General features: G+C 71.6%; 24 protein-coding genes. 10 read left to right on the plus strand and 14 right to left on the minus strand.

The window, feature by feature from the left end:
- Window positions 1-9: 9 nt before the first annotated feature.
- The 4 genes from ACIA47_RS08835 to ACIA47_RS08850 form a co-directional block, all read right to left on the minus strand.
- Window positions 10-813 (minus strand): ABC transporter ATP-binding protein, encoded by an 804-nt coding sequence (locus ACIA47_RS08835; RefSeq protein ID WP_396706658.1) that lies wholly within the window; start codon window positions 811-813, stop codon window positions 10-12.
- A complete protein-coding gene (locus ACIA47_RS08840) occupies window positions 810-1916 on the minus strand; it encodes a FecCD family ABC transporter permease (protein WP_396706660.1) in 1107 nt (368 codons plus the stop codon). Before ACIA47_RS08840 ends, ACIA47_RS08835 begins: the two co-directional genes overlap by 4 nt.
- A 157-nt stretch (window positions 1917-2073) precedes the next feature.
- A complete protein-coding gene (locus ACIA47_RS08845) occupies window positions 2074-3003 on the minus strand; it encodes an ABC transporter substrate-binding protein (protein ID WP_396706662.1) in 930 nt (309 codons plus the stop codon).
- Window positions 3004-3358: 355 nt separating this feature from the next.
- On the minus strand, window positions 3359-5236 hold the full coding sequence (locus ACIA47_RS08850) for a M14 family metallopeptidase (RefSeq protein ID WP_203124402.1): 1878 nt from the start codon (window positions 5234-5236) through the stop codon (window positions 3359-3361).
- Window positions 5237-5446: 210 nt separating this feature from the next.
- On the opposite strand from ACIA47_RS08850, the gene ACIA47_RS08855 reads away from it, so the two are divergent.
- Entirely contained in the window at window positions 5447-6784 is a 1338-nt protein-coding gene (locus tag ACIA47_RS08855) for a C39 family peptidase (protein ID WP_396706665.1), read from the plus strand.
- A 93-nt stretch (window positions 6785-6877) separates the two neighbouring features.
- Here ACIA47_RS08855 and ACIA47_RS08860 read toward each other — a convergent pair whose 3' ends face one another.
- The 3 genes from ACIA47_RS08860 to mqnE form a co-directional block, all read right to left on the minus strand.
- Complete coding sequence (locus tag ACIA47_RS08860) at window positions 6878-7174, minus strand: DUF4229 domain-containing protein (RefSeq protein ID WP_396706667.1); 297 nt, start codon at window positions 7172-7174, stop codon at window positions 6878-6880.
- Between the two features lie 73 nt (window positions 7175-7247).
- Window positions 7248-7685: a hypothetical protein gene (locus ACIA47_RS08865; protein WP_396706669.1), complete on the minus strand. Its 438-nt coding sequence runs from the start codon at window positions 7683-7685 to the stop codon at window positions 7248-7250.
- Window positions 7686-7708: 23 nt separating this feature from the next.
- Window positions 7709-8878, minus strand: a complete 1170-nt coding sequence (gene mqnE / locus ACIA47_RS08870; protein ID WP_091395685.1) for an aminofutalosine synthase MqnE — start codon at window positions 8876-8878, stop codon at window positions 7709-7711.
- A gap of 239 nt (window positions 8879-9117) precedes the next feature.
- Here mqnE and ACIA47_RS08875 point away from each other — a divergent pair, with 239 nt between their 5' ends.
- From ACIA47_RS08875 to ACIA47_RS08890, 4 genes are all read left to right on the plus strand, one after another.
- A complete protein-coding gene (locus ACIA47_RS08875) occupies window positions 9118-10698 on the plus strand; it encodes a C40 family peptidase (RefSeq protein ID WP_396706671.1) in 1581 nt (526 codons plus the stop codon).
- A gap of 114 nt (window positions 10699-10812) precedes the next feature.
- Entirely contained in the window at window positions 10813-12327 is a 1515-nt protein-coding gene (locus tag ACIA47_RS08880; RefSeq protein WP_396706673.1) for a hypothetical protein, read from the plus strand.
- Between the two features lie 197 nt (window positions 12328-12524).
- Entirely contained in the window at window positions 12525-14453 is a 1929-nt protein-coding gene (locus tag ACIA47_RS08885) for a DEAD/DEAH box helicase (RefSeq protein ID WP_396706675.1), read from the plus strand.
- Between the two features lie 102 nt (window positions 14454-14555).
- Window positions 14556-15176 (plus strand): putative glycolipid-binding domain-containing protein, encoded by a 621-nt coding sequence (locus tag ACIA47_RS08890; RefSeq protein ID WP_396707333.1) that lies wholly within the window; start codon window positions 14556-14558, stop codon window positions 15174-15176.
- A gap of 90 nt (window positions 15177-15266) precedes the next feature.
- Here ACIA47_RS08890 and ACIA47_RS08895 read toward each other — a convergent pair whose 3' ends face one another.
- From ACIA47_RS08895 to ACIA47_RS08905, 3 genes are read right to left on the minus strand one after another with little or no spacing between them, the layout of a single operon-like run.
- Window positions 15267-16358: a PLP-dependent cysteine synthase family protein gene (locus tag ACIA47_RS08895; protein ID WP_112603213.1), complete on the minus strand. Its 1092-nt coding sequence runs from the start codon at window positions 16356-16358 to the stop codon at window positions 15267-15269.
- A gap of 32 nt (window positions 16359-16390) precedes the next feature.
- Window positions 16391-17221, minus strand: a complete 831-nt coding sequence (locus ACIA47_RS08900) for an SDR family NAD(P)-dependent oxidoreductase (protein ID WP_396706677.1) — start codon at window positions 17219-17221, stop codon at window positions 16391-16393.
- 50 nt (window positions 17222-17271) lie between these two features.
- The gene (locus tag ACIA47_RS08905; protein ID WP_396706679.1) at window positions 17272-17730 is read right to left on the minus strand and encodes an Lrp/AsnC family transcriptional regulator; all 459 of its coding nucleotides are present in this window, start codon (window positions 17728-17730) and stop codon (window positions 17272-17274) included.
- Between the two features lie 270 nt (window positions 17731-18000).
- Between ACIA47_RS08905 and ACIA47_RS08910 the strand changes: the two genes are divergently transcribed.
- Window positions 18001-18267 (plus strand): BldC family transcriptional regulator, encoded by a 267-nt coding sequence (locus ACIA47_RS08910; RefSeq protein ID WP_007454516.1) that lies wholly within the window; start codon window positions 18001-18003, stop codon window positions 18265-18267.
- Between the two features lie 143 nt (window positions 18268-18410).
- Here the strand turns inward: ACIA47_RS08910 and ACIA47_RS08915 are convergent, their stop codons facing one another.
- Window positions 18411-19040: a UbiX family flavin prenyltransferase gene (locus tag ACIA47_RS08915; protein ID WP_396706681.1), complete on the minus strand. Its 630-nt coding sequence runs from the start codon at window positions 19038-19040 to the stop codon at window positions 18411-18413.
- A gap of 151 nt (window positions 19041-19191) precedes the next feature.
- Here ACIA47_RS08915 and ACIA47_RS08920 point away from each other — a divergent pair, with 151 nt between their 5' ends.
- Window positions 19192-20178, plus strand: a complete 987-nt coding sequence (locus tag ACIA47_RS08920) for a terpene synthase family protein (protein WP_396706683.1) — start codon at window positions 19192-19194, stop codon at window positions 20176-20178.
- A gap of 21 nt (window positions 20179-20199) precedes the next feature.
- Here the strand turns inward: ACIA47_RS08920 and mqnP are convergent, their stop codons facing one another.
- Together mqnP and ACIA47_RS08930 are read right to left on the minus strand one after the other, a co-directional pair.
- Window positions 20200-21111, minus strand: coding sequence for a menaquinone biosynthesis prenyltransferase MqnP (gene mqnP, locus ACIA47_RS08925; protein WP_396706685.1), 912 nt, complete (start codon window positions 21109-21111; stop codon window positions 20200-20202).
- The gene (locus ACIA47_RS08930; RefSeq protein WP_396706687.1) at window positions 21111-22571 is read right to left on the minus strand and encodes a menaquinone biosynthesis decarboxylase; all 1461 of its coding nucleotides are present in this window, start codon (window positions 22569-22571) and stop codon (window positions 21111-21113) included. Before ACIA47_RS08930 ends, mqnP begins: the two co-directional genes overlap by 1 nt.
- A gap of 155 nt (window positions 22572-22726) precedes the next feature.
- Here ACIA47_RS08930 and ACIA47_RS08935 point away from each other — a divergent pair, with 155 nt between their 5' ends.
- Window positions 22727-23770: an alpha/beta fold hydrolase gene (locus ACIA47_RS08935; protein ID WP_396706689.1), complete on the plus strand. Its 1044-nt coding sequence runs from the start codon at window positions 22727-22729 to the stop codon at window positions 23768-23770.
- Window positions 23771-23794: 24 nt separating this feature from the next.
- Here ACIA47_RS08935 and ACIA47_RS08940 read toward each other — a convergent pair whose 3' ends face one another.
- Window positions 23795-24349: a carboxymuconolactone decarboxylase family protein gene (locus tag ACIA47_RS08940; protein WP_396706691.1), complete on the minus strand. Its 555-nt coding sequence runs from the start codon at window positions 24347-24349 to the stop codon at window positions 23795-23797.
- Between the two features lie 83 nt (window positions 24350-24432).
- Between ACIA47_RS08940 and ACIA47_RS08945 the strand changes: the two genes are divergently transcribed.
- Together ACIA47_RS08945 and ACIA47_RS08950 are read left to right on the plus strand one after the other, a co-directional pair.
- A complete protein-coding gene (locus ACIA47_RS08945; protein ID WP_396706693.1) occupies window positions 24433-24909 on the plus strand; it encodes a MarR family winged helix-turn-helix transcriptional regulator in 477 nt (158 codons plus the stop codon).
- Between the two features lie 389 nt (window positions 24910-25298).
- Window positions 25299-25547, plus strand: coding sequence for a hypothetical protein (locus ACIA47_RS08950; protein ID WP_396706695.1), 249 nt, complete (start codon window positions 25299-25301; stop codon window positions 25545-25547).
- Window positions 25548-25552 lie beyond the last annotated feature (5 nt).

The following is a 25552-nucleotide window of genomic DNA, read 5'->3' on the forward strand; positions in this document are numbered from 1 at the left end:
CACTCGGGCTCAGGGGCGGGTGGGGCGGACCGGGACCACGAGGGGGCCGTGGGCGCCGGGGACCACCCGGACGCTGGCCCGGTAGTGGGTCGCGAGCAGCTCCTCGGTCAGCACCTCGGGCGGAGTCCCGGCGGCCACCACCTGACCGGCGGCGAGCATCACCATCCGGTCGGCGTACTCGCCGGCCAGGGAAAGGTCGTGCATCGTGGCCAGGACGGTCAGGCCGTGCTCGCGGCGCAACTGGTCGACGACTTCGAGCACGTCCTGCTGGTGGCCGATGTCGAGCGCGCTGGTCGGCTCGTCGAGCAGCAGCAGCGTCGCGCCCTGGGCGAGCGCGCGGGCGAGGAACACCCGCTGCCGTTCACCGCCGGAGAGGGTGGCCAGTTCGCGACGGTGGAAGCCGGTGAGGTCCAACTGCCCCAGCACCTCGTGCACGGCGTCGACGTCGGCGGTCGACTCCCGACCCAGGGTCGGGATGTACGGGGTGCGGCCGAGCAGCACGTAGTCCAGCACCGACATGCCGGGCGGCACCACCGGGGACTGTGCCACCGTGGCCACTATCCGGGCGCGGTCCCGACGGCGTAGCGCGGCACTCGGCGTACCGAAGAGAGTGATCGCCTTCGGCGCGGGCAGCAGGCCGCCGACGGCGCGCAACAATGTAGATTTGCCGGCGCCGTTCGGGCCGATCACGGTGACCCACTCGCCCACGGCGACGGTGAGGTCGACGCCGGTCAGGATCGGCGTGCCGCCGAGGGCCACATGCAGCCCGCGCACCTCGACGGCCGGCGCACCGGGGGTGGATTCACGGCTCACGTGAGCACTCGCCGGGCGGTCCGCAGCACGAGGACGAAGAACGGGCCACCCAGCAGGGCGGTCACCACGCCGATCGGCAGCTCGGACGGAGCGGCGACGGTGCGGGCCACCACGTCGGTCAGCGCCAGGAACGCGCCGCCGAAGAGCAGCGACATCGGCAGGATCACCCGGTAGCTGGACCCGGCGAGCAGCCGGACGGTGTGCGGCACGATGATGCCGACGAAGCCGATCAGCCCGGTCGCGGAGACCGCCGCCGCGGTGCCCAGCGAGGCGGCGGCGATCAGCAGGTAGCGGGTGCGCTGCGGGTGCAGGCCCAGACTTCTCGCCTCGTCGTCTCCGACCGCGAGGACGTCCAGCTCGCGGCGGTGCAGCAGCACCACGACGGTGGTCAGCGCGGCGTACGGAAGCACCAGCAGCACGTCGTGCCAACCGGCGGTGGCCAGCCGGCCGAGCAACCAGGAGTAGACCGGCTGGATGCTGTCGGCGTGTCGTTGCAGGAGGTACGTCTGCCCGGCGGAGAGGAACGCGGAGACCGCCACGCCGGCCAGGATCAGCATGGCCGGTGACCCGCGTCGCCCACCGGCCGCGCCGAGCACGTAGGTCATCGTGACGGCGAGCAGCGAACCGGCGAACGCGGCCAACGGAATGGTCATCGGCAACCCGGAGAGCGTGCCCTGCCGGCCGGCGCCGCCGAGGGCGATCGCCGCGGTGACCGCTAGGCCGGCGCCGGCGGCCACACCGAGCAGGTACGGGTCGGCCAACGGGTTGCGAAACACGCCCTGGTAGCAACCACCGGCGAGGGCGAGCAGACCGCCGACGAGCAGGCCCAGCACCACCCGGGGCAGGCGCAGCTCGGTGACGATCGCGATCTCGCGCTCGGTCAGCCCGCTGTCGAGGTGCACCCCGGGAAACAGGTTGAGCAGCTCGGCGGCGACGCTGCCCGGGGGCAGGCTCACCGGGCCGAGCGACACCCCGACGACGAGCGCGACGAGCACCGCGACCAACCCCGCGACCAACCACCGCTTGCGCAGCCCGGCCGGCCGGGCCCCGGACGACAGCCCGGCGGGCCGCGCCGTGGACGGCAACCTGGTAGACGGAGCCACGGCAGGTTGCCCGGCGGGCCGGACTGTGGCGGGTAGCCCGGCGGGCCGGGCCTCGGCAGGAGGCGCGGCCCGCTCAGACGACGGCGGCGGCTCGGCCGGCCGGCCGGTTGGTGCCGGATCGGACACCTGTCGCGGCCCGGTCACCGACGGACGACTGTCACGCGGGCACCTTGGCGACCGCGTCGATGATGACCCGGAGCAGGTCCACGACCCGTGGGCCCCAGCGGGAGGCGACGTCGTCGTCCAGGGCGACGACCTGGTTGTTCTTCACGGCGGTGAGGCCGGCCCAGCCACTGCGCGCCTTGACCGTGTCGGCGCTCTGCTGGCAGCACTTGGCGTCGGCCAGGAAGACGAAGTCCGGGTCGGCCTTGACGATGAACTCCTGGGACAGCTGCGGGTAGCCGAAGTTCTTGCCGTCCGCGTCCGCCGGGTCGGCGATGTTGGTCAGGCCGGCCTGGCTGTAGAGCGAGCCGATGAAGGTCTTGCTGGTGGCGCTGTACAGCTCCGGGCCCAGCTCGTGGAAGTAGGTGAGCTTCTCGGCGCGCTGCGGCAGGTCCTTGACCAGCTTGGCGATGTCGTCCTTCATCCGGGTGGTGACGTCGGTGGCCTGGTCGGCGTGTCCGGTCAGCGTGCCCAGTTCGGTGATCTGCCGGTACGAGTCGTCGAGCGTGGTCGCCGCCGGGGTCTGGTACACCGGAATCTTCAGCTTGCCGAGCTGTTCGACGATCTTGTTGCGGTCGTCGGAGAGCACCACGAGATCGGGGTTCTTACCGGCGATCGCCTCGGCGTTCGGCTGGAAGGCGGAGAGGTCGGTCTTGGGCACGTCGGCCGGGTAGTTCGACTGGTCGTCGACGGCGGTCACCTGCGGGCCGGCACCGATCGCGAAGAGCATCTCGGTGGCGGTGGGCGACAGCACGACGATCTTCTCGGGGCGCTTGTCGAGGGTGAGCGCGCCGACGGTGACCGGGTAGGCGGCGGCCGCGGTGCCGGCGTTCGGCTGGTCGTCGGCCTTATCGGCGCAGGCGCCGAGAGCGAGCGCGGTGACCGCGAGGGTCGCCGCGAAGAGCCGAGGGGTACGTCTGAACATGGGGGCCTCCTGTCGGTCGAGGAGTGTGGTGCTTCGCCGACAGGGACTTTCGTACGCCCGCCCACGAGGCGCCCTTCCTCGAGAGCGCGTATCGCGACCGATCCGTAGGCGACCTGGCTCGTCCCCACCGGCCGGTGGGGCATCACAGTTGCGGGACAGCGCCGGGTTTCGCACCGGCTTCGCTGCGGACTGGTCGCTAAGACGGTAGCGCACCGCCACGAGGTGCCGGATCGATCAAGGATCGATCGGCGCTGGACGATCGACCGGACCGGGGCACCGTAGGGATATGTCCCGTATCTGGAGGCTCGGGAGCGGGTGGTGGGGCCCCGCCGGGGCGGGACGGGGCCCCACCCGATCAGGAGGACGTGATGGTGACGTTGTCCACAGCCGCCTCGACCAGGCTGGCTCCGGACGCGTCCGCCGCCTCGACGAGCACGCGGACCGACTGGCCGGCGTACGGGGTCAGGTTGAGGTTGGCGACCGCCCAGCTCCCGTTACGGTTGCTGGCCGCGCCGGCCTGGGTGAGCAGCGCTGTGGTGCCGCCGTTGTGCACCACGCTCACCCGCAGGTAGTCCGCCGACGAGGCGTTCGAGCCGTGAGCCAGGTACCAGGCGAGCGAGAGGGTCAACGTGCCGGACGACGGCAGGGTCACCGCCGGGGACCGGGCGCTGGTCACGCCGCCGTCGACGTCGTAGTCACCGGCCGCCGAGCCGGCCAGCCGGCCGGTGACCAGGTCGTTGGACCCGGCGTACGGGGTGAGCTGCTTGGCTCCGGAGGACGTGGTCGCCTGGGCGGCGCCCCGCTCGAACGCGCCGAGGGTGGCGGTGTCGGTGCCGGCCGGGTTGATGGTCCAGCCGGTGGCGGTCTCGAAGGTGTCCGACCAGACCGTGGTGCCGCCACCGCCGCCGCAGTACTGCGCCTGCTTGCCGATGGCCCGGTACGGGCAGTCGGCGTACTCGCTGAGGATCAGCACCGCCTCCCGGTTGCGCGAGGTCTGCGCCGGGATCACCTCGTCCGGCGGGTAGAAACCGCCGCCACCGGACGAGCCCGGGTACATCTCGAACGTGTACGCCCAGATGTTGTGGGTGGCCCACATCCAGTCGAGGCTGTCTCCGTCGGTGATGTAGAGGTCGCTGGACTGTTCCGGGGTGTAGCCGTTGGTGGCCGCCATCTGCTGACCGATGGTGGCGAAGGTGTTGTACTGGTCGGCGTTCATCCCGGTCGCGGTGTTCGCTGTGGTGTAGCCGTACGGCCAGAGCACCAACTGCGAGTACGTGTGGAAGTCGATGTTGGCCTTGATCTGCTGCACCCCGCCGACCACCCGGCCGTTGACGAAGTTGCGCAGCGCCTGCGTCTCGGGCGCGGAGAACGCCGACGGGCCCCGGTAGGTCTCCGACGAGGTGCTGCCGGACGAGCCGCCGCAGCATCCCCAGTTGTAGGACCAGTTGCGGTTCAGGTCGGTGCCGACGTTGGACGAGCCGCTGTTGGGCTGCCGGTTCTTGCGCCAGGACCGGTACGACCCGGTGGCGATGTCGTACTCGCTGCCGTCCGGGTTGACCGTCGGCACGATCCAGAGCTCCCGGCCGTTGACGATGTTGGTGATCCGGGAGTCGCTGCCGTAGCTGTCGGTGAAGAGGTTGAGCAGGTAGATCGCCATCTCGACGGTCAGGTGCTCACGGGCGTGCTGCTGGGAGTTGAACAGGATCTCCGGCTCGTTCTCGTCGGTGCCGACGTTGTCGGAGATCTTCACGGCCATCAGGTCGCGGCCCTCGTACGACGAACCGATGCTGATCTTGCGGGCGATCGCCGGGTGGTCGGCGACCACCTGGTTCACGACGGCGGTCAGTTCCGCGTAGTCGTGGTAGTTCGAGTCGGCCGGCGGGAAGGCCTGGGTGCCGAAGTCGCCGGCACCGCGCTCGGCGTTGGGTGGCGGGGCGAGCGGTTCCAGCCGGAAGCCGAGCTTGCCGATCGCGGCGGCCTCGCTCGCGGTGGCCGAGATGTGCAGCACGCCGTGTTCGGAGTAGTCGATGGCGGCTCCGGTGCGGGCCACCGCGTTGCGGTCGGCGAGGGTCCGGGGCCCGAGCACCCGGTAGCCGGCGGCGGCCTGCTCAGCGGTGCGGTCCGGTGCCGGTCGGGCGGCGACCGGACCGGCGGCGACGGTGACGATGCCCAGCCCGGTGACGACAGCGAGCACCAGGACACGGCGGAGGGGGATGGGCGTGCGGAGGGCCATGGACTACCTCCTCGATGGGCGGGAGATCCCGCTCGGTGAAGGACACTTCACCACCTGTCACATGGTCATATCAACATTGATCGCTGCGTTGGCCATCCCAGGCGGATCATCATGGCGGCAATGATTTTCCACCTATCAACATCTGGCGAAACTTCCCTCCAAGCGGAAAACTGACCAGCGACGATGCCCCCTCGACACCGCGGAGCACCCATGGCCAGATCCCGCCTGCGCGCGGCCGCCCTCGCCGGCGTCACCACGCTCACCCTGCTCACCAGCGCCGCGCCCGCGCTGGCGGCCCACCCGCCCGCCCCCGCCCACGACGAGCAGATCACCTACCAGGACTGGTCCGGGCCCGCCGACTGGCACCGCGGCAGCCGGGCCGGAACCCGCGTCGTGCCCGGCGCCCGAGCGGGCGTCACCCTGGCCCGGCCGGCCGGCACCATCGAGTACGCGGACCCGCACACCGGCGCCACCCGCACCTGGGAGTACGGCACCTGGACCTCGCCGGTGACCCGGGTCGGATTCGACGCCACCGAGCTGATCGCCTCCTGGAACGCGGAGACCCCCGCCGGCACCTGGATCCAGGTCGAGATGCAGGGCAGCTACACCAGCGGCGACCAGACCCCGTGGTACGTCCTGGGTCGCTGGGCGTCCGGCGACACCGACATCAAGCGGACCAGCGTCAACCGGCAGGGCGACCCCTGGTCGACGATCTGGACCGACACCTTCAGCATCGACGACGCCACCGCAGGGGTACTGCTGCGGTCGTACCAGCTCAAGCTGACCCTCTACCGCGCACCCGGGCAGAGCGCCGCCCCGGTGGTCCGGATGTTGGGCGCGATGAGCTCCACGGTGCCGGACCGGTTCACGGTGCCGCCGAGCGCCGGGCACATCGCCTGGGGCCGGGAACTGCCGGTGCCGCGCTACTCGCAGAACGTGCACTCCGGGCACTACCCGGAGTACGACGGCGGCGGCGAGGCGTGGTGCTCACCCACCTCGACAGAGATGGTGGTCGAGTACTGGGGACGCAAACCGTCGGCGGCCGACACCTCCTGGGTGGACCCGACCTACCCCGACCCGACGGTCAACCACGCCGCGCGGATGACCTACGACTACGCGTACGACGGCGCGGGCAACTGGCCGTTCAACACCGCGTACGCGGCCAGCTTCCCCGGGCTGGAGGGCCGGGTGACCCGGCTGCACTCGCTGGACGAGCTGGAGCGTTTCATCGCCGCCGGCATCCCCGTCGTGACCAGCCAGTCCTTCCTCGCCAGCGAGCTGGACGGGGCGAACTACGGCACCTCCGGGCACCTGTTCGTGGTGGTCGGCTTCACCGCCGACGGCGACGTGATCGTCAACGACCCGGCCTCGTCCAGCAACGACGTGGTGCGCAACGTCTACAAGCGTGCGCAGTTCGAGCAGATCTGGCTGCGCACCAAGCGCACCAACGCCAGCGGTGGCGTCTCCGGTGGCTCCGGCGGCATCGCGTACCTGATCAAGCCCATCTCAAAGCCCTGGCCCAAGGTCCCCGGCTCCACCAACTGGTAACCCCAGCCACCAGCCACCCGGAGCCCGCCCCACGCGGTTGATCATGAAGTTATCGCCCCGACCACTCGGCGTGTCGTGGCAATAACTTCATGGTCAACGCTGGGAGTCGGGGGTCTGGGTGGGGGGGTCGGTGGGGGTGGGGGTTTGGTCTTCGCCGGCCAGGGCGGAGCGGAGGCGTTCCTTCTCGGTACGGCGGCGCTCGGCAGCTTCGGCGATCTCCCCGGCCATCTCGTCCCGCCAACCGCGCAGCAGGAAGAAGGAGAGCGCGGCGGAGAACACCAACGCCAGCATCAGCTTCAGGAACACGTTCATGTCGACCAGCCAGAGGCCGGCCAGCACGGCGACGAACAGCCCGATCCGGCCCAGCGTGTACTTGAGCGCGGCGCTCACCTGCACCACTCCGTTCTCTCCGTCGCCCGCCAGTGCCGGCGGAAGGGTCGAGCCGCCCGACGGGCGGTCGTGGTCAGCCGGTCCGGCGGGCCAGCCAGCGGACACCCGGGAACCAGAGGGCCGCGTACGCAACTGTGAACGCCCCCGCCGCCAACGCGCCGGAGAGCAGCGGCGGCAACCCCGCGCCCAGACCGGCGATCAGCAGACCGGCGAACACCCCGACGGCGGCGGCGACCACCGCCGCCACCACCCGGGCCGCGCCGAACTCCCAGGCCCGGAAGTCGTCCCAGAACAGCCAGGCAGGCAGGATCACCGCCAGCCAACCGTTGGTGTGCCCGAAGTCGCCGGCGCCGATCGAGGCGAACGCCCAGTCGAACAGCACCAACGCGAGCACGCCGATGACCAGGCCGGCCAGGCACACCCCGAGCAGATCGCCCAGGGTACGGATGCGGCCCTCGACGTCCCGGCGGGGAAACCCACCCTGCTGCTCAGGTCCTCGTTGCTCGGTCATCGACTGCGAGGGTACGTGGTGGCTCAGGCCCAGACCTGCTGCGGCTCGGCGCGCCGCTCGGCCAGCGACGGGGCCTTGTCGTACTCCCGGACCACGTTGTAGCGGGTGTCCCGCTCGACGGGCTGGAAGCCGGCGTCCCAGATCAGGTGCAGCAGGTCGTCCCGGTGCATGGTGTTCGGGGTGCCGTACGAGTCGGCGTCGTGGGTGATCTTGTATTCGACGACGGAGCCGTCCAGGTCGTCCACGCCGAAGTTCAGCGAGAGCTGAGCCACCGACAGCCCGTGCATCACCCAGAAGTTCTTCAGGTGCGGCACGTTGTCGAAGAGCAGCCGCGAGACGGCGAACGTCTTCAGCGACTCGGCCGGCGAGGCCATCGTGGTACGCGCCTGGATCCGGTTACGGATCTTGCCGTCCGCCGAGTCGACGAAATCGTGCTGGTAGCGCAGCGGGATGAAGACCGCGAAGCCACCGGTCTCGTCCTGCAACTCGCGCAGCCGCAGCACGTGGTCGACGCGGTGCCGGGGCTCCTCGATGTGGCCGTACAGCATCGTCGCCGGGGTCTTCATGCCCTTGCTGTGGGCCAGGGCGTGGATGCGCGACCAGTCTTCCCAGTGGCAGGCGTGGTCGACGATGTGCTGCCGGACCTCCCAGTCGAAGATCTCCGCGCCACCACCGGTCAGCGACTCCAGGCCGGCGTCCATCAGCTCATCGAGGATCTCGTCGGCGCTCAGGCCGCTGATTTTCTCGAACCACTGCACCTCGGTCGCGGTGAAGCACTTGAGCTTCACGTTCGGCAGCGCCGCCTTCAGCTCGCGCAGCACCTTCGGGTAGTAACGCCAGGGCAGCGTGGGGTGCAGGCCATTGACGATGTGCAGCTCGGTGAGCTGCTCGTCCTCCATCTCCTTGGCCTTGCGGACCGCCTCGTCGATGCGCATCGTGTACGCGTCCTTCTCGCCCGGCTTGCGCTGGAACGAGCAGTACGCGCAGGACGCCGAACAGACGTTGGTCAGGTTGAGGTGCCGGTTGACGTTGAACATCACCCGTTCGCCGTTCAGCTCGGTGCGCTTGTGGTGCGCCAGCCGCCCCAGCCAGGTCAGGTCGTCACTCTCGTAGAGGGCGACCCCGTCCTCCCGGGTCAGCCGCTCACCGGCGTACACCTTCGCTTCGAGCTCACGCTTGAGTCCGGCGTCCATGGCACGTCCCTTCCACCTGCGGTCCGGATCGAGCGTACGTCGCGGTGCCGACGGGCCCGGCGGCACGGTCGCCGGCAGCGACCCACTTCACCAGACTCTCAGCCTCCCGTAACCCGGCAACGCATCGACATGAGTGGCGCGGTGCGGTAGTAACAAGGTGGGGCGGAACACACACACTGGTACCGTCCCGGCGGTCGCGCCCACCGAGCGCGGCGACGAGCGGTTGGACGGGGAGCGGCATGGTCTACAGCGGGCGCGGGCGACGGCAGCGACGACGGAGCCCGGTGATCTCGCCGGTCCTGCGTCCGAAGCTCTGGGCCGCCCTGCTCGGCGCGATCGCCGCGGCCGTGCTGGCCACCCCCGCGTACGCGGAGCCCGGCGTGCCGACCACCGCGCCGGACACCGGCTCGCGCCCGGCGGTCACCGGCTCGCTTCAGTTGCCCGGCGGCGCGCCGGTCGCTGGCGTGCCCGCCCCGCCGGTGGTCAACATCGGCAACGGCCCACTGGCCACCGCGATCTCCGCCGGTGAGGTCCAGGTCGGCGCGCTCGGCGAGGATTTGCTGGTGAAGCGGCAGAGACGCGTCGACGCGCAGGCGCAGCTCGACGCGGCCGGCAAGGCGCTGGCGACCGCACAGGACGCCCTGCTCCGGGCCCAGCAGACGGCCGACACCGCCGCCGCCGAGGCCGTCAAGGCCGCCGCCGCGCTGCCGCCGGGCGACTTCGCCCAGGACATCCGTGGGCTCAGCCGCCTCCAAGCCATCACCCGTGGCGAGAAGGTCGACGGCGGCACCACCGGCGTGGCCGGGGAGCTGTCCCGGGCCCGCACCGGCGAGCAGGCCGCGTACCAGAAGCACAGCCAGGCCAAGGAACTGCTCGTCGCCGCCGAGGCGGAGTTCACCGCCGGTGAGACGGCGCTCCGCACCGCCGAGGCGAGCCTGCTCAAGCTGCGCCGGGACAACGCCGCCGCGCTGATCGAGATCGAACGTCAGCAGGAAGCCGCCGAGCAGCAGATCGGCGCCGGCTACGTCTCCAACCAGAGCATCAGCGGCATGGCGGCGCACCCCCGGGCACTGGCCGCGGTCCGGTACGCGCTCGCCCAGCTCGGCGACCCGTACAAGTGGTCCGAGGAGGGGCCGAACCAGTTCGACTGCTCCGGCCTGATGTGGGCGGCGTACCGGTCCCCCGGCGCCGACTACTTCGACCTGCCCCGGGTCTCCCGCGACCAGTACGCCGCGACCCGGGGCCGCACCGTCCCGCAGAGCGCGCTGCTCCCGGGCGACCTGCTCTTCTTCGCCTCGGGCAGCAGCTGGACGACGATCCACCACGTCGGCATGTACATCGGCAACGGCAAGATGGTGCAGGCGCCCACCACTGGGGACGTCGTCAAGATCTCGGTCGTCCGCTGGTCCCGGCTGTACGCCGCCACCCGGGTGATCGGAGCGGTGCCGGCACCCCCGGTCGTGACCAATCCGACGCCGCCCGTCTCGCCCCCGAAGCCGACGCCGTCGCCCACGAAGACCACCAAGCCGACGCCGACGCCGTCGCCCACGAAGACCACCAAGCCGACGCCGACACCGTCGCCCACGAAGACCACCAAGCCGACGCCCACGCCGACGCCCACGCTGACGACCACCCCGACGCCCACCCCGACCGGCAACGCCACGCCGAAGCCGTCGAACACCCCGAGCAACACTCCGACGACAGCGCCCTCGGCACCGACCAACGCGCCGATCAGCGCGTCTCCGACGACCACGCCGAAGGCCAGCACGAGCGCGACGGGCAGTGGCAGCGCGACGAGCAGCCCCAGCGCCACGGGCTGATCCGCCACGACCGGCTCCGGCTGTCCGCTCGGGAAGATCTGTGGCACCGTGACAACCAGGCACATCCGACTCGACGTCACGGGTCCGGGTGCGAGCATGGCGCGGAGGGCGGAAATGGCCGAGCAGAGAGATCCGGCGGAGACTGTCGACCCCGTGGTCGACCAGGCCGGCCCACCAGGGCCGGACACCGCCGACCCGGTGGCCGCCAGCGATGCCAGCCCGGCCGCCACCAGCTCGACAGGCAGCGACAGCAGCTCGGCGGACGCCAGCTCCGCTGACAGCGACGCCGGCTCCGCTGACAGCGACGCCGCCCCGGCTGTCAGCGGCCCGGTCGGCAGTGGCACGGCAGCGGCCGTCGCGGACGTCTCGACCGAGGCCGATGACGACGCATCCGCCGGCGGCGACGAGCGCGAGAGCTCGGCAGCCGCACCGGTACGCGCACGTGCCAGCGTCGTGACCGCCGGTGCTCTCCGCAGTGACCTGCCGGCCAGCGCTCCGGTCACCGCGACCACCTACCGTGCGACCGGCTCGGCCAGCCCAGCCGACGTGTCGTTGCCGGGCCAGCGAAGCGACTCCTCCGCGCCGGCCCGGGCCAGCGCCACGGTTCCGAGCAGCAGCCGGGGCACTGCCAGCGCCCTGGGCACACCGGACCGTCGCGAGAGCGCGCCCGCCGTCTATCGAGCCGCGCCGGTTGGTGCCGAGCCGGCCCCGCCCCCGACGCCGTCGACGCCGGAGCCGGAGCCGGAGCCCGACCCCACGCCACCCGGCCCCGGGCCGACCGAGCCGTCGCCACCGGAACCGGAGCCCGCGCCGGCCCCGGGTCCGTACCCGCCCGGTCCGGTGCCGACGCCGAATCCTCGACCCACGCCGCCGCCCGGTCCGGTTCCGCCCGTTCCCGGCCCGCCCACCCCTCCGCCCTCGCCGGTGCCGCCCATCCCCGGCCCGCCGACGCCGCCCGTCCCGAGCCCGCCGCTGCCGCCACCCGGTCCGCCGGTGCCGGCACCGCCGGCCCCGCCCGGCCCGATGCCGGCACCGCCGTTTCCGCCGCCGCCGGCGATGACCGACACGCCCGGCGTACGGGCCAGCGCTTCGGTCTCCGCACCACCGGCCGGGTGGCCGGCCCCCGGTGGGGCGACCCGCCCGACGTCAGGTGCCGGATGGGCCGGGGCAGCCGCCTCCGCGCCGCCGGTGGTGCCCGCACCAGCGCTGCCGAGCTGGCCACCGTCCACCGCCGGGGCCCCTTCGTCGACCGGCAACAGCGGAAACTCCCGGGTGACCGCGCCGCCGAGCGGCCCACCGGCTGGTTCCGCCGGACGGGACGCTGCCGGCGTCCGTGGTGGGCGGCACGACAGTCACACCGACCTGGCCGGCACCGTCTACGGCAACGGCGAGGGCGCCGGCTTCACCACTGTCGCGATCCCCGCCAACGCGGTGGAGACCTCCGGCTCGCTGACCGGGCACATCCTGGCCCAGGGCTGGTCCGACACGCCGGCCGAGCAGTCCAGTAACACCCGGGTGATGATCGTGCTGGCCGCCGCTCTGGGGCTGCTGGTGGCGATCAGTGTCATGGTCGTCCTGCTGGCTGGTGACGCCCTGGACGGTCTGGTGGGCAGCGTGCTCAAGGGGTGAGCCAGCGAGTGCCAGCGATCGTGAGTCCGCCCACTACGGTCGGCCAACCGGCTGGCGGCTTCGCCAGACCGCCGTACACTGGCCGAGATCACTGACCCGGCGCGCGTGGTGTGCGCCCCTGGGCGATCTTGCGGGCGATCCGGCGGTACAGCCGCGGCAGGCCATCGCGAAGATGCGCCCCGCTCGAAAGGTTTTTGTTGACCACCTCTGCTGACCCCAGCACCGTTACGTCCGTTTTCAACTCAGTCCCGGCGGCCGACGCCGTCCGGGAACAGCTCGACGACACCCCGAGCGCGGCCGGCACCGCGCCGGTAGCGACCGCGCAGGCCGAGCCGACCGAGACCGCCGAATCGATCAGCTTCGCCGCTCTCGGCCTGCCCGAGCCGCTGGTCCGCGCGCTGGCGCAGCAGGGCATCACCAGCCCGTTCGAGATCCAGCGGGCCACCGTTCCGGACGCGCTCGCCGGCCGCGACGTGCTGGGCCGCGGGCAGACCGGTTCGGGCAAGACGCTCGCCTTCGGGCTGCCGATGATCGCCCGGCTGGCCACCCGCAACCGGGCCCGGCCGATGCGTCCGCGCGCCCTGGTCCTGGTGCCCACCCGCGAGCTGGCCATGCAGGTCAACGACGCTCTGGTGCCGCTGGGCAAGTCCGTCGGCATCTTCCTCAAGACCGCCGTCGGCGGCGTTCCGTACGACCGTCAGATCGACGCGCTGCGCCGCGGCGTGGAGATCATCGTGGCCACCCCGGGCCGGCTCGGCGACCTCATCGAGCGGGGCATCTGCCAGCTCGACGACGTCGAGGTCACGGTGCTCGACGAGGCCGACCAGATGGCCGACATGGGCTTCCTGCCCGAGGTGACCGATCTGCTGGCGAAGACGCCCGCGAACGGTCAGCGGCTGCTCTTCTCGGCCACCCTGGACGGTGACGTCGACGCGTTGGTCAAGCGGTTCATGACCGACCCGGTCACCCACTCCACGGCGCCGTCCACCGCCTCGGTGTCCACCATGGACCACCACATGCTGTTGATCCCGCCGCACGAGAAGTTCCCGGTGGCGGCCTCGATCGCCGCCCGGGATGGCCGGACCATGGTGTTCGCCCGTACCCAGCTCGGGGTGGACCGGCTGGTCGAGCAGCTCGCGGCCGTCGGCGTACGCGCCGGTGGGCTGCACGGCGGCAAGACCCAGCGGATGCGCACCAAGACGCTCGCCGAGTTCCGTGAGGGCCGGATGAACGTGCTGGTCGCCACGGACGTGGCGGCGCGAGGCATCCACGTCGACGGGGTCACCCTGGTGCTGCACGTCGACCCGCCGAAGGATCCCAAGGACTACCTGCACCGCGCGGGGCGTACCGCCCGAGCCGGTGAGTCGGGCGCGGTCGCCACGCTGGTGCTGCCCAAGCAGCGCCGTACCACCCTGGCGATGATGGAGAAGGCCGGCGTCGCGCCGGCCGAGACCCGGGTCCGGGTCGGGGACGCGGCGTTGGCCGAGCTGGTCGGCGCCCGCGAGCCCAGTGGCGTCCCGGTCCGCGTCGAGGCCGAGCCCCGGGGCTACGGCGACCGCTCCGGCGGCCCGCGCCGGTTCGGTGACCGCACGGGAGGCGACCGGCGCTTCGGCGACCGGCCGCAGGGCGACCGGCGCTTCGGCGACCGGCCCACCAGCGAGCGCCGCTTCGGCGACCGCCCGCAGGGCGACCGGCGCTTCGGCGACCGGCCCACCGGCGAGCGCCGCTTCGGCGACCGCCCGCAGGGCGAACGGAGCTACGGCGACCGGCCGCAGGGCGAACGGCGCTTCGGCGACCGGCAGCACAGCGACCGCCCGCAGGGCGACCGGAGCTACGGCGACCGGCCGCAGGGCGAGCGGCGTTACGCCGATCGGGACACTCGCGGATACGGCGACCGGCCGCAGGGCGAGCGTCGGTTCGGTGACCGGCCGCAGTTCGGTGACCGCGACGGTCGGGGCGACCGACCGACCGGCGAGCGGCGCTTCGGCGACCGGGACGCTCGGGGTGGGTTCCGCCCGGAGAGCCGGGTCCGGGATGACCGGCCCCGCGACGACCGGCCCCGCGAGGACCGCCCGCGTGACGATCGGCGCGGTTTCGGCGGGCGACCGGCAGCACGCACCCACTGATTGATCCACCGAACGCCGTCGTGAAGCCCAGGCTTCGCGGCGGCGTTCGCGCATGCGCTGCCGATAGCGAGCAGGTCGCGTAACGTCCGGCTCATGCCGACCATGCCGAAGTCAATCTTCTGGTCCCGGACTGACACCGCCGGCAGCGAGCAGGTCCTGCTCGACGACGGCCACGGGTTGGCGGCCCGGGGCACTCTGCTCGCCGTGGACCCGATCCCGTGGACCGCCCGCTACCAGCTGGCCACCACGCCGGACTGGGCCACCACCCGGGTCGAGGTCGAGGCCGAGGGTCTCGGCTGGCTGCGCCGGGTGACCCTGGAGCGGACCGCCGGCCGCTGGCGGGTGACCACCGCCGAGCAGGGCAACCTGGACGCGGCCCTGGTCGCGGCCGGTCATCGCCGGGCCGGTCTGCCGGGTACGGACGACCCGGACCGGCTGGCCGACGCGCTCGACGTCGACCTGAGCGGTTCGCCGCTGTTCAACACCCTGCCGGTCCACCGGCTTCGGATGGCGGCCGAGCCAGCCGACGTGGCACACCGGATCACCGTTGCCTGGGTGCTGCTGCCCGGCCTGGAGGTGGTGCCGGCCGAGCAGATCTACACCGGGCTCGGGCCGGGTCGGGTGCGCTTCGCCAGCGGCACCTTCACGGCCGACATCGATCTGGACGACAGCGGCTACGTGGTGCGCTACCCCGGGCTGGCCGAACGGATCGACCCACGCTGATCGGCACCCCGGCGGGCCAGGGCCGCCCGATCGGCCTCAGGCGGGCCAGGCGCACTGGCCGCTTCAAGCGGGCCAAGCCCGCTGACCGGTTCAGGCGGGCCAGGCTCCGCTGGCCAGGAAGCGGTCGATGGTGGCCAGGTGCGGGGTCAGGTCGAGGCCCTGGGCGGCCACCCAGTCGTCGGCGTAGTACGTGTCCGCGTACCGGTCGCCCGGGTCGCAGATCAGGGTGACCACCGAGCCGGTCCGACGCTCGGCGAGCATCTCGGCGATCAGGCCGAACGCCCCCCACAGGTTGGTGCCGGTGGACCCGCCCACCCGGCGGCCGAGCAGCGCCGATCCGGCGCGCATGGCGGCCAGGGAGGCCGCGTCCGGCACCTGGACCATCCGGTCCACCACCGAGGGCAGGAACGACGCCTCCACGGTGGGCCGGCCGATCCCCTCGATGCGGGAGCCCTTACCGGTGCGTACCGACCAGTCGGCGGCCAGCCAGGCCGGGTAGAACGCCGAGTTCTCCGGGTCGACGACGCAGAGCTTGGTGGCGAGCCGGCGGTACCGGGCGTAGCGGCCGATTGTCGCGCTGGTGCCCCCGGTGCCGGCGCCCACCACGACCCAGGCGGGGATCGGGTGCCGCTCCAACTCCAACTGCGCGTAGATCGACTCAGCGATGTTGTTGTTGCCCCGCCAGTCGGTCGCCCGCTCGGCGTAGGTGAACTGGTCCATGAAGTGCCCGCCGGAGTCCTCGGCGAGCCACCGGGCCTCGACCACCACGCTCGCCGGGTCGTCCACCAGGTGGCACCGCCCGCCCTGGAACTCGATCTGCGTGATCTTCTCGGGCGAGGTGGAGGCGGGCATCACGGCGATGAACGGCAGGCCCAGCATCCGGGCGAAGTACGCCTCGGAGACCGCCGTGGAACCCGACGACGCCTCGACGATCGTGGTGCGTGGTCCGATCCAGCCGTTGCAGAGCCCGTAGAGGAACAGTGAGCGGGCCAGCCGGTGCTTCAGCGAGCCGGTGGGGTGTGACGACTCGTCCTTGAGGTAGAGGTCGATCCCCCATTCCCGGGGCAGCGGGAACGGCAGCAGGTGGGTGTCGGCGGACCGATTCGCGTCTGCCTCGACGGCGGCGATCGCCTCGGTCACCCAGGTTCGGCTGGATTCGTCGCACCGGTCGAGATGAGTCACGCTCGGAAACCTAGCAAGCGGGCCAGCGGTGATCAGCGCCGGTCCGGCGGCCTTGACCTGCGGCGTTGGCGGCGCTGACCGGCGCGGCCGGCGGCTCGGACGAGCGGGGTGAGTGCAACGGCCAACCTGGGCAGGGCGTCCAACAGGCGCACCTGCGCTCCCCGCCAGCGGGGCAGGCTGACCACCGGACGTGGCCGGCGGGCCAGCCGGACCGCCCGGGCCGCCACCTGCTGCGCGGTCAGCATCGATCCGGTGAACGAGGCCACCGCCCCCGGGTCGTTCAGCCGGTCGTGCAGCATCGGGGTCCAGATGCCGTCCGGGCAGAGACAGGAGACGTGCACCCGCCGGTACCCGGCCATCCGCAGGTCGGACAGGGTGCCGAGGCTGAACGCCAGCAGAGCGTGCTTGCTGGCCGCGTACACCGTCTCGCCGGGCGCGGCGACCAGCCCGGCCAACGAGACGACGTTGAGCACGTGGCCGTGGCCCTGCCCGCGCATCACGGTCAGCGCGGCGAGGGTGCCGTTCATGGCGCCGTGGGTGTTCACGTGGAGCACCCGACGGCGGGTCGCGGCGTCGTGCTCCCACGACGCCCCGGTGACCAGGATGCCGGCGTTGTTGACCCAGAGGGCCAGGTCGCCCCGGCCTGCGGCGGTCGCGGCGACGGAGGCGCAGGCGTCCTCGTTCCGGACGTCCAGGGCGGCCGACCAGCCGCCGAGCGGCGCCGCGGCGCTCTGCACCGCCACCGGGTCGAGGTCGGTGAGCAGCACCGACCAACCGTCGGTGTGCAGCGCGGTGGCGATGGCGCGGCCCAGGCCGCCGGCAGCGCCGGTCACCACTGCCACGGGACGCGCCGGCGGGGTCATCGGCGCACGCTACCGCCGGCCGCCCGGGCGACACCAGGGGTACGCGGCGGTCAGGCCGCGGGCGGGCCGACCGGCTGGGGGCGGTTCTCCCACTTCGTGGAGAGCGCGATGGCGGTACGGGTGGAGGCCACCCCCGGTGTCCGGTTCAACCGCACGATCAACTGCTCCAGCTCGGCGATCGTGCCTACCCGCGCCTTGAGCAGGAACGACTCCACGCCGGCCATGAAGTAGCAGGATTCGATCTCGGGCAGCACCCGCAGGGACTCGAGCATGTCGTCGCTGTCGGCACCGGAGTCCTCGACGACGCCGATCAGGGCGGTGACACCCAGCCCGATCGACTCCGGGGCCACGTCGGCGCGGTAGCCCCGGACCACGCCACTGCTCTCCAGCTTGCCGACCCGCTCATGCACGGCCGGGGCCGAGAGGCCCACCTGTCGGGCCAACTCGGCGTACGAGAGGCGGGCGTTGCCGCGCAGCAGGTCGACGAGGCTCAGGTCGATGGCATCCACAGAGAGTGACCTTAACCGTTGACACGTAACGTGCGGCCTTCGGCACCCGTTGGACTGAGCGGTGAGTCACTGTTCATAAACCGCCGGTCAGGGCAGAGGTAGCACCAGTAACATTACTAACTCCCCACTCAGTGCATTTTTCGCGTTTGGGCGGACAGGCCATGTCCCTGGTGCTGTAATTGCCATACGTCCCTCATGACGGCTCTGGGCTACGCACCAGCCGGGGGCAGTGTGTTCAGCCGGGGGCTTCGTCGACGCGAGGAGGGGGCTGTGGACACTGGAGATCGCCTGCTGACACCGGGTGAGGTCGCCGCGCTGTTTCGGGTAGACCCGAAAACTGTGACGAGATGGGCGGCGGCCGGCCGGATAGGAAGCATCCGGACTCCAGGCGGGCATCGCCGGTTTCGGGAATCCGAGGTGCGAGCCCTGCTTGAGGGGGAGGGCATGCTGGACGAGGTGGATGAGGTCGGTAAACCACGCAACGTGGGGCCGGCGGCATCCACGGGGCCGGGTCCGGCCAACGCCGGCATGTACTGAACTGGTGCGGACAACGCCACGCGGACCGGGCACCAGTCCGGTCCGCGTCCCGCTTCGGCCAACAGCCGGGCGGCACCACCGCTCGTTCTGAGCAGCACAACGGTGCCCAGCGCGAACGGACGACTCAGCACGAGCGGGACGGCTCAGCTTCGGGCTGCGCCGAGCTGGCCGGACCATCGCCGGAACAGGGTGTGCGGGACGCCGAGCGCGTCCAGCACCTTGCCGGCCACGAAGTCGACCAACTGCTGCGCGCTGGCCGCCGCGCCGGCACCGTAGAAGCCGGGGCTGGCCGGTAGCACCACCGCGCCCGCATCGTGCAGGGCGATGAGGTGCTCCAGGTGGCTGCGGGTCACCGGGGTCTCCCGGGGGACCAGCACCACGGGACGGCGTTCCTTGAGGTTGACCTCGGCGGCGCGCTGCAACAGGTCCTTGGAGAGCCCGATCGCGATGCCCGCGCAGGCGGCCGTGCTGGCCGGGACCACCGCCATCCCGCGTACCCGGTAGGAGCCGCTGCTCGGCCCGGCGGCCAGGTCGCCGGCCGGCCAGTGCCGCACATCCGTAGTGGTCAGGTCCCGGTCCAGCCAGGCGGCGAGGTCCTCGGCCCAGTGCCCGTCACGGAAGGGCCGGCCGGTCTCGTCGAGCACTGTGAGTCGTGCCGCCCGGGACACGATCAGGTCCACCGGCTCGCCCGCGTCGAGCAGTCCGCCGATGACGGCCGCCGCGTACGGCGTACCGGAGGCACCGGAGATCCCGACCACCCATGGTTCCCGCATGCCCCCAGCCTGCCTGGTCCGGCTGGTCCACTGGTGGGCACCCCCGGGTTGGTCCAGTCCGACATGTCGGACGGGGTACCTGCGCATCCCACCGACCTGACATGCTGCCGCTGGCGATTCGCACCGGAACCATCTCGAAGAGGAGGCATCGGTGACGACCGGCGAGATCCTCCGGGCGCTGCGTGGCGAATGTCCGATCCCGCCCCGGCTTCCACCACCACACGCCGATCGTGTGCAGGACTGGCTGCTCGGTCTGCTACCCGAGCTTGGTCTTCCACTGGACGACGCCGCGCTGCACCGGCTGTCCCGGGGCGCCTTCGCCCGGTACGCCGCGCGGCTCTACCCGGCGGCGACCGAAGCCGACCTGCGGGTGCTGGCCGCACTGTTCACCTGGTTCTTCCTGGTGGACGACGCCTGCGACGGGCCGGGTCGGTTGACGCCGGAGCAGATCCGGGCGCTGCGCAACGGCACCCTGGCACTACTGCACCACGGCACCCGGCTGCGACAGACCGGGCTGACCGGCCCGCTGCGGCGACTGCTGGTGCTGGCCTGGCGGGAGCCGCGCCGCCGGATGCCGGCCCGGTGGCGGCACCGTTTCGCCGACGCGGTGGCCCGACACCTCGACGGCACCTGGCAGGAGGCCGTCAACAAGGAGGCCGGCCGCCGTCCCAGCATGGACGAGTACGTCGAGCTGCGTCGGTCGACATCGGCGGCGGAGGTGTCGTACCCGCTTGTCGAGTTCGTCAGCGGCCGGCCGTTGCCCGACCCGGTCTACCACCACCCGCAGCTGCGTCAGATCGCCCGCACCGGCAACGACCTGCTCTCCTGGTACAACGACCTGGCCTCGCTGGAACGGGACCGGGTGACCGCCGCCGGGCACAACCTGGTCCTCGCCATCGAGGCCGAACTGGGCGTGCCGGAGGCGGAGGCGGTCGAACGGGCGGCCGAGCACTGGCGGGAGGCGATGCGGCGCTTCGTCGCGTTGCGCGCCGCGGTGCCGTCGTTCGGCCCGGCGTTGGACGAGGCGGTCGCCGACCATCTCGACGGGATCGCGAACGCCGTGCGCGGGACCATCGACTGGACCTTCGAGAGCGCCCGCTACCCGGTCAGCACCACCCCGCCAGCCTCAGGGCCGTAGGCCGGACCGGACCACCCAGCCTCAGGGCCGTAGGCCGAGCCGGATCACCAGGTCGAGCAGGGCGAAGAGGAACAGCGCGATGCCGACGAACCCGTTTGCGGTGAAGAACGCCCGGTTGACCTTGCTGAGGTCGGTCGGGGTGACCACCAGGTGCTGGTAGGCGAACGCCACAGCGGTCAGCGCCAGCCCGATCCACCAGAGCCAACCGAGACCGATCAGCGCACCGAACCAGATGAACAGGGCGAAGGTCACCACGTGCGCGACGGTGGAGGCGTGCAGCGCGAAGCGCCGACCGTACCGGGCGGGCACGCTGTGCACGCCGATCTCCCGGTCGATCTCGGAGTCCTGGCAGGCGTAGATCAGGTCGAAGCCGCCGATCCACAGCCCCACGGCCGCGCCGAGCAGCCAGGCCGGCCCGGAGCCGTCGAGGGTGCCGGTGACCGCCAGCCAGGCGCCGACCGGGCCGACCGCCTGGGCGATCCCGAGGATGGCGTGCGGCCAGTTGGTGAACCGCTTGGCGTAGGGGTAGACGACCAGCGGCACCACGGCGAGCGGCGCGAGCACCAGGCAGAGCGGGTTGAGCAGGGCGGCGGCGACGAGGAAGACCACAAGTGCGACGGCCGCGCCGGTCCAGGCCGTCCGCACGCTCACCACTCCGGTGACCAGTTCCCGGCCGGCGGTACGCGGGTTCCGCGCGTCGATCTTGCGGTCGAGGATCCGGTTGGCGGCCATCGCGAACGTCCGCGCCCCGACCATCGCCACGGTGATCAACAGCAGGTCGAGCCACCGTACCCGCCCACCGGAACCCTGCATCGCGGCCAGCGCGGAGAGGAACGCGAACGGCAGCGCGAAGACGGAGTGCTCGACGGCGACGAGCTTCAGGAAGGACTTGGTCCGGCCCGGCTTCGCCGTCGGTGCGTCGATGACGGCCATCAGATTCCGTACTCCTTCCAGCGCTTGTCGACCAGGGCAGCGACCTCGGGGGCCATGGTCATTTCCTCCGGCCAACCGCGGGTGTAGCCCTCGGTGGGCAGCTTGCGGGTCGCGTCGACGCCAGCCTTACCGCCCCAGAACTGCTGGTACGACGAGTGGTCGAGGTGGTCCACCGGGCCCTCGGTGAGCAGCAGGTCGCGGGCGTAGTCGACGTTGCCGAAGGCCCGGAAGGCGACCTCGTTGTAGTCGTGCACGTCGCAGTCCTCGTCGACGATCACGATCAGCTTGGTCAGTGACATCAGGTGCGCGCCCCAGATCGCGTTCATCACCTTCTGCGCGTGCTTCGGGTAGCGCTTGCGGATCGAGACGATCGCACAGTTGTGGAAGACGCCGGCGGCCGGCAGGTCGTAGTCGACGATGTCCGGGATCATCAGCTTGAGCAGCGGCTGGAAGATCCGCTCGGTGGCCTTACCGAGGCCGTGGTCCTCCTGCGGCGGCTTCGAGGTGACGATCGAGTGGTAGACCGGCTTGCGCTGCATGGTCATCGCCTCGATGTGCAGCACCGGGAACGGCTCGACCGGCGTGTAAAAGCCGGTGTGGTCACCGAACGGCCCCTCGGGCAGCCGCTCACCCGGCTCCAGGTAGCCCTCCAGCACGATTTGCGCGTGCGCCGGCACCTGCAACGGCACGGTGAGGCAGTCGACCATCTCCACCCGCTCGCCGCGCAGGAACCCGGCGAACAGGTACTCGTCGATGTCACTGGGCAGCGGCGCGCTGGCCGCGTACGAGACGACCGGGTCGCAGCCGATCGCGACCGCGACCGGCAGGCGCTGCCCGAGCCGTTCGGCGACCGCGTGGTGGGCCGTCGAGTCCTTGTGGATCTGCCAGTGCATGCCCAGGGTGTTGCGGCCGTGCTGCTGGAGTCGGTACAGGCCGAGGTTGCGCTTGCCGGTCTCCGGGTGCTTGGTGTGGGTCAGCCCGTAGTTGTGGAAGATCCCGCCGTCGTCGGGCCAGACCTGCAAGCCCGGCAGCCGGTTGAGGTCGACGTCCTCACCCCGGTAGACGACCTCCTGGCAGGGGGCGGTCTTCACCTTGCGCGGCGGCACCGACTTGAGCTGCATGACCTTGCCGAGGCCCTCCCGGATGCCCGACCAGCCGACCGGCAGCTCCGGCTTGATCAGCGCGCCGATCCGGGCACCGACCTCGTCCAGCGAGTCGACGCCGAGGGCCATCGCCATCCGCTTCTCGGTGCCGAACAGGTTGATCGCCACCGGCATCTCGCCCCGGGTCGGACGCTCGAAGAGCAGCGCCGGGCCGCCGGCCCGCACCGTGCGGGTGACCACCTCGCTGATCTCCAGGGTCGGATCGACCGGGACGTTGACCCGGCGCAACTCGCCCGCGCGCTCCAGCGCCGCGATGAAGTCCTTGAGATCGGTGTACGGGAAGCCACGAGCCGCCATGTCGCCCAGTCTCCCGCACCGGCTCCCGCACGGCCCAGGCCGGGTGCTGTGACGCTCGCGATCGCCCCCCTGTCCGCAGCGGGCAGCGGGCGGCGGGCGGAGGCGGCGGGCGGCGGGCGGCGGTTCTAGATCGACTCGGCTTTCAGGAAACCGCGGTGTCCCACCCCGCCGGACACCGCGACTTCAAGGAAGTCGAGTGGATCAACGCTCATGGCCCGCACCTCGGGGCATGGCGGGCGCTTGAGCGGGTAACCGGGCGGGCGGCAGAGAGCGGGGCGGCGGGCGGCAGAGAGCGGGGCGGCGGGCCGCGGGCGGAGGCGGCGATGGGCGTGGAACGGGTTCCGGCGGGGTTCACCGAGCAACGGGCTGGGGTCGGCCAGATCACCATGAACTACGTCCGTGGGGGTGCCGGCCCGCCGCTGGTGCTGCTGCACGGGTATCCGCAGTGTTGGTACATGTGGCGGCACCTGCTGCCCGAGTTGGGGCGCTCCTTCGACGTGGTCGCGCCGGACCTGCGCGGCTTCGGAGGCAGCGACGCCCCGGACGCTGGGTACGACAAGAAGACGGTCGCCGCCGACCTGCACGGACTACTCGACCAGCTTGGCCTGGTCGGTGACCTCCGGCTGGTCGGGCACGACCTGGGGACCATGGTGGCGTACGCGTACGCCGCCGCCCACCCGCAGCGGGTGAGTCGGCTGGTGCTCAGCGAGGCGCCGATCCCCGACGAGAGCATCTACACGTTCCCCGCGCTCACCTCGGCCGGGCCCGGGGTGTGGAACTTCGGCTACTTCTCCATCGGCAACGGGCTTCCGGAGGCATTGGTCAACGGACGGGAGTCGCTCTGGGTGGACCGGTTCACCGACGCGCTGATGGTGCGCAAGGGCAGCATCGCCGGGCCCGACGTCGAGGAGTTCGCCAGCCATCTGCGCGACCCGGCGCACCTGCGGGCCAGCTTCGCCTACTTCCGGGCGTTCGAGCAGGACATCGCGGACAACGCAGCGTACCGGGGCACGAAGCTGACGATGCCGGTGCTGGCCGTCGGGGCGGCGGCCAGCCTTGGTGGGCAGGTCGCAGAGCAGATTCGCCGGTACGCCGACACGGTCCGCGGCGAGGTGATCGAGGACTGCGGGCACTGGTTGTACGAGGAGCGCCCGGACGAGATGCTCGCCCTGCTGCGCGGCTTCCTCCGGGCGTCCTGAGCAGCGACTGTCCGGCACCCCCGGTCAGGCCGCTGGCGTCCAGGCGTGGGCGGCCAGTGGCGGGTCGAGCGGCGCCCGGGTGAGCCGGTTGGCGAAGGTGGACATGGTGTACGCGCCGACGCCGAGCACCACGTCCAGCGCGTGCCGGGGCTGGTAGCCAGCGGTTAGGAAGTCGTCCATCTCGTCGTCGGGCACTGCGCCTCGGTGGTCGAGCACGGCCAGCGTGAACCGGCGCAGCGCCTCCAGTCGCGGCTCGGGGAGCGCCGAGCCGGCGCGTAGTGCGGTGATCAGTTCGGCGGTCGCGCCGAGTTGGGTGAGCTTGCCGGTGTGCAGGGCGACGCAAAAATGGCATTCGTGACTGGTGGAGACCGTCAGGATGACCACCTCCCGGTCCAGCGGGGCGAGGTCGGTCTGTTCGAAGCCCGTGCTGGCGGTGAGGAAGCCGGTGAGCAACTGCGGCGAATCGGCCATCAGCGCCACCGGGGTGGGCAGCCAGCCGAACCGGCCGCGTACTCCCTGGATGGCCCGGCGGGCGGCGGCGGGTGCGGTCTCGGCGGTGTGGGCGGTGAAGACGGACATGGTTACCTGCTTTCCAGAGCCTGGATCGGGGGGCGTTACGATAGTCAACGTGGTTGACGAAATAGTAAACGTGGTTGTCGAGCATGGCAACCGCTGATCCCGCGCGCCCCGGCTTCGCGTTGCCGCTGTTGCTGCTGGCCGGCTTCCGGACGCTGATCGACGACCTGCACGCCGAGTTGGCCCGGGAGGGGCATCCGGAGCTGCGACCGCTGCACGGATTCGTGCTCCAGGCGGTTGGGGCGGACGGCACCACCGCCACCGAGCTGGGCCAGCGGTTGGGCATCTCCAAACAGGCCGCCGGCAAGACCGTCGACCGGTTGGTGGCCGTCGGCTACCTGGAGCGGGCCGACGACCCCTCCGACGCCCGACGGCGGCTTGTCCGAGTGACTCCGCGCGGCGCCGACGGGCTACGCCGCTCGGCCGAGATCTTCGACCGACTGCGTGCACAGTGGGCCGACGCGCTCGGCCACGAACGGGTCACCGCGATGGAGGACGACCTCGGCACGATGGCCTCGGCCAACTGGTTCCGACTCGACGTGCCCGGCTGGTTCGGCGGCTGATCGCGGGCGGCTGTGCGGTGCGACCCGCTGTGGACACCGTTGTGGTCACCGCACCCACCTTCGCCGCGATTGTCGGGCCATGCGACCCACCTGCCGCGCGGTAGCGAGCCTCCTTACTTTGTGTCGTGTCGTGACGCGAATATCGGGGTGACGCGAGCTGAGGCCCTGCCTGGCAGCCCGGCGCGACGACCGCCATCACAAGATCAACTCGGGTTGCAGGAAATCGCGGCGTCCTGGGGCGCAGGACACCCCGACTTCCTGAAAGCCGAGTGGATCAACGGCCGAGCGGGCGCGGCCACCGCCACGTCGCCGACCACGGCTGGTCAAGCCCGGCGGACACATCTCACCGTTCGTGGCGGAACGGCGCGACGCGGGTGCAGGGTTGACCCATGTCGGACGCGTACGTCGTCGGCGACCCGGACGGGCTGTCGCCCCTGCTGGTCGAGCTTCGTGACGCCGTCGCCAGGGAGCTGCACGCCCAACTGGCGATGCGCGGCGAGCGGATCGAACTGGCCGATCTACCGGAGGTGTCCTACCAGGTCACCGTCCAGGTCGAGCGGGCGCTGCGTGCCCGGCGACCGGGGTGGCGGGCACCGGCGGGGTTCGGGTTCGACGAAGATCGCGACCTGGTCGACTGATCGAG

The sequence above is a fragment of the Micromonospora sp. NPDC051227 genome (assembly GCF_044455385.1).
Classification (GTDB): domain Bacteria; phylum Actinomycetota; class Actinomycetes; order Mycobacteriales; family Micromonosporaceae; genus Micromonospora.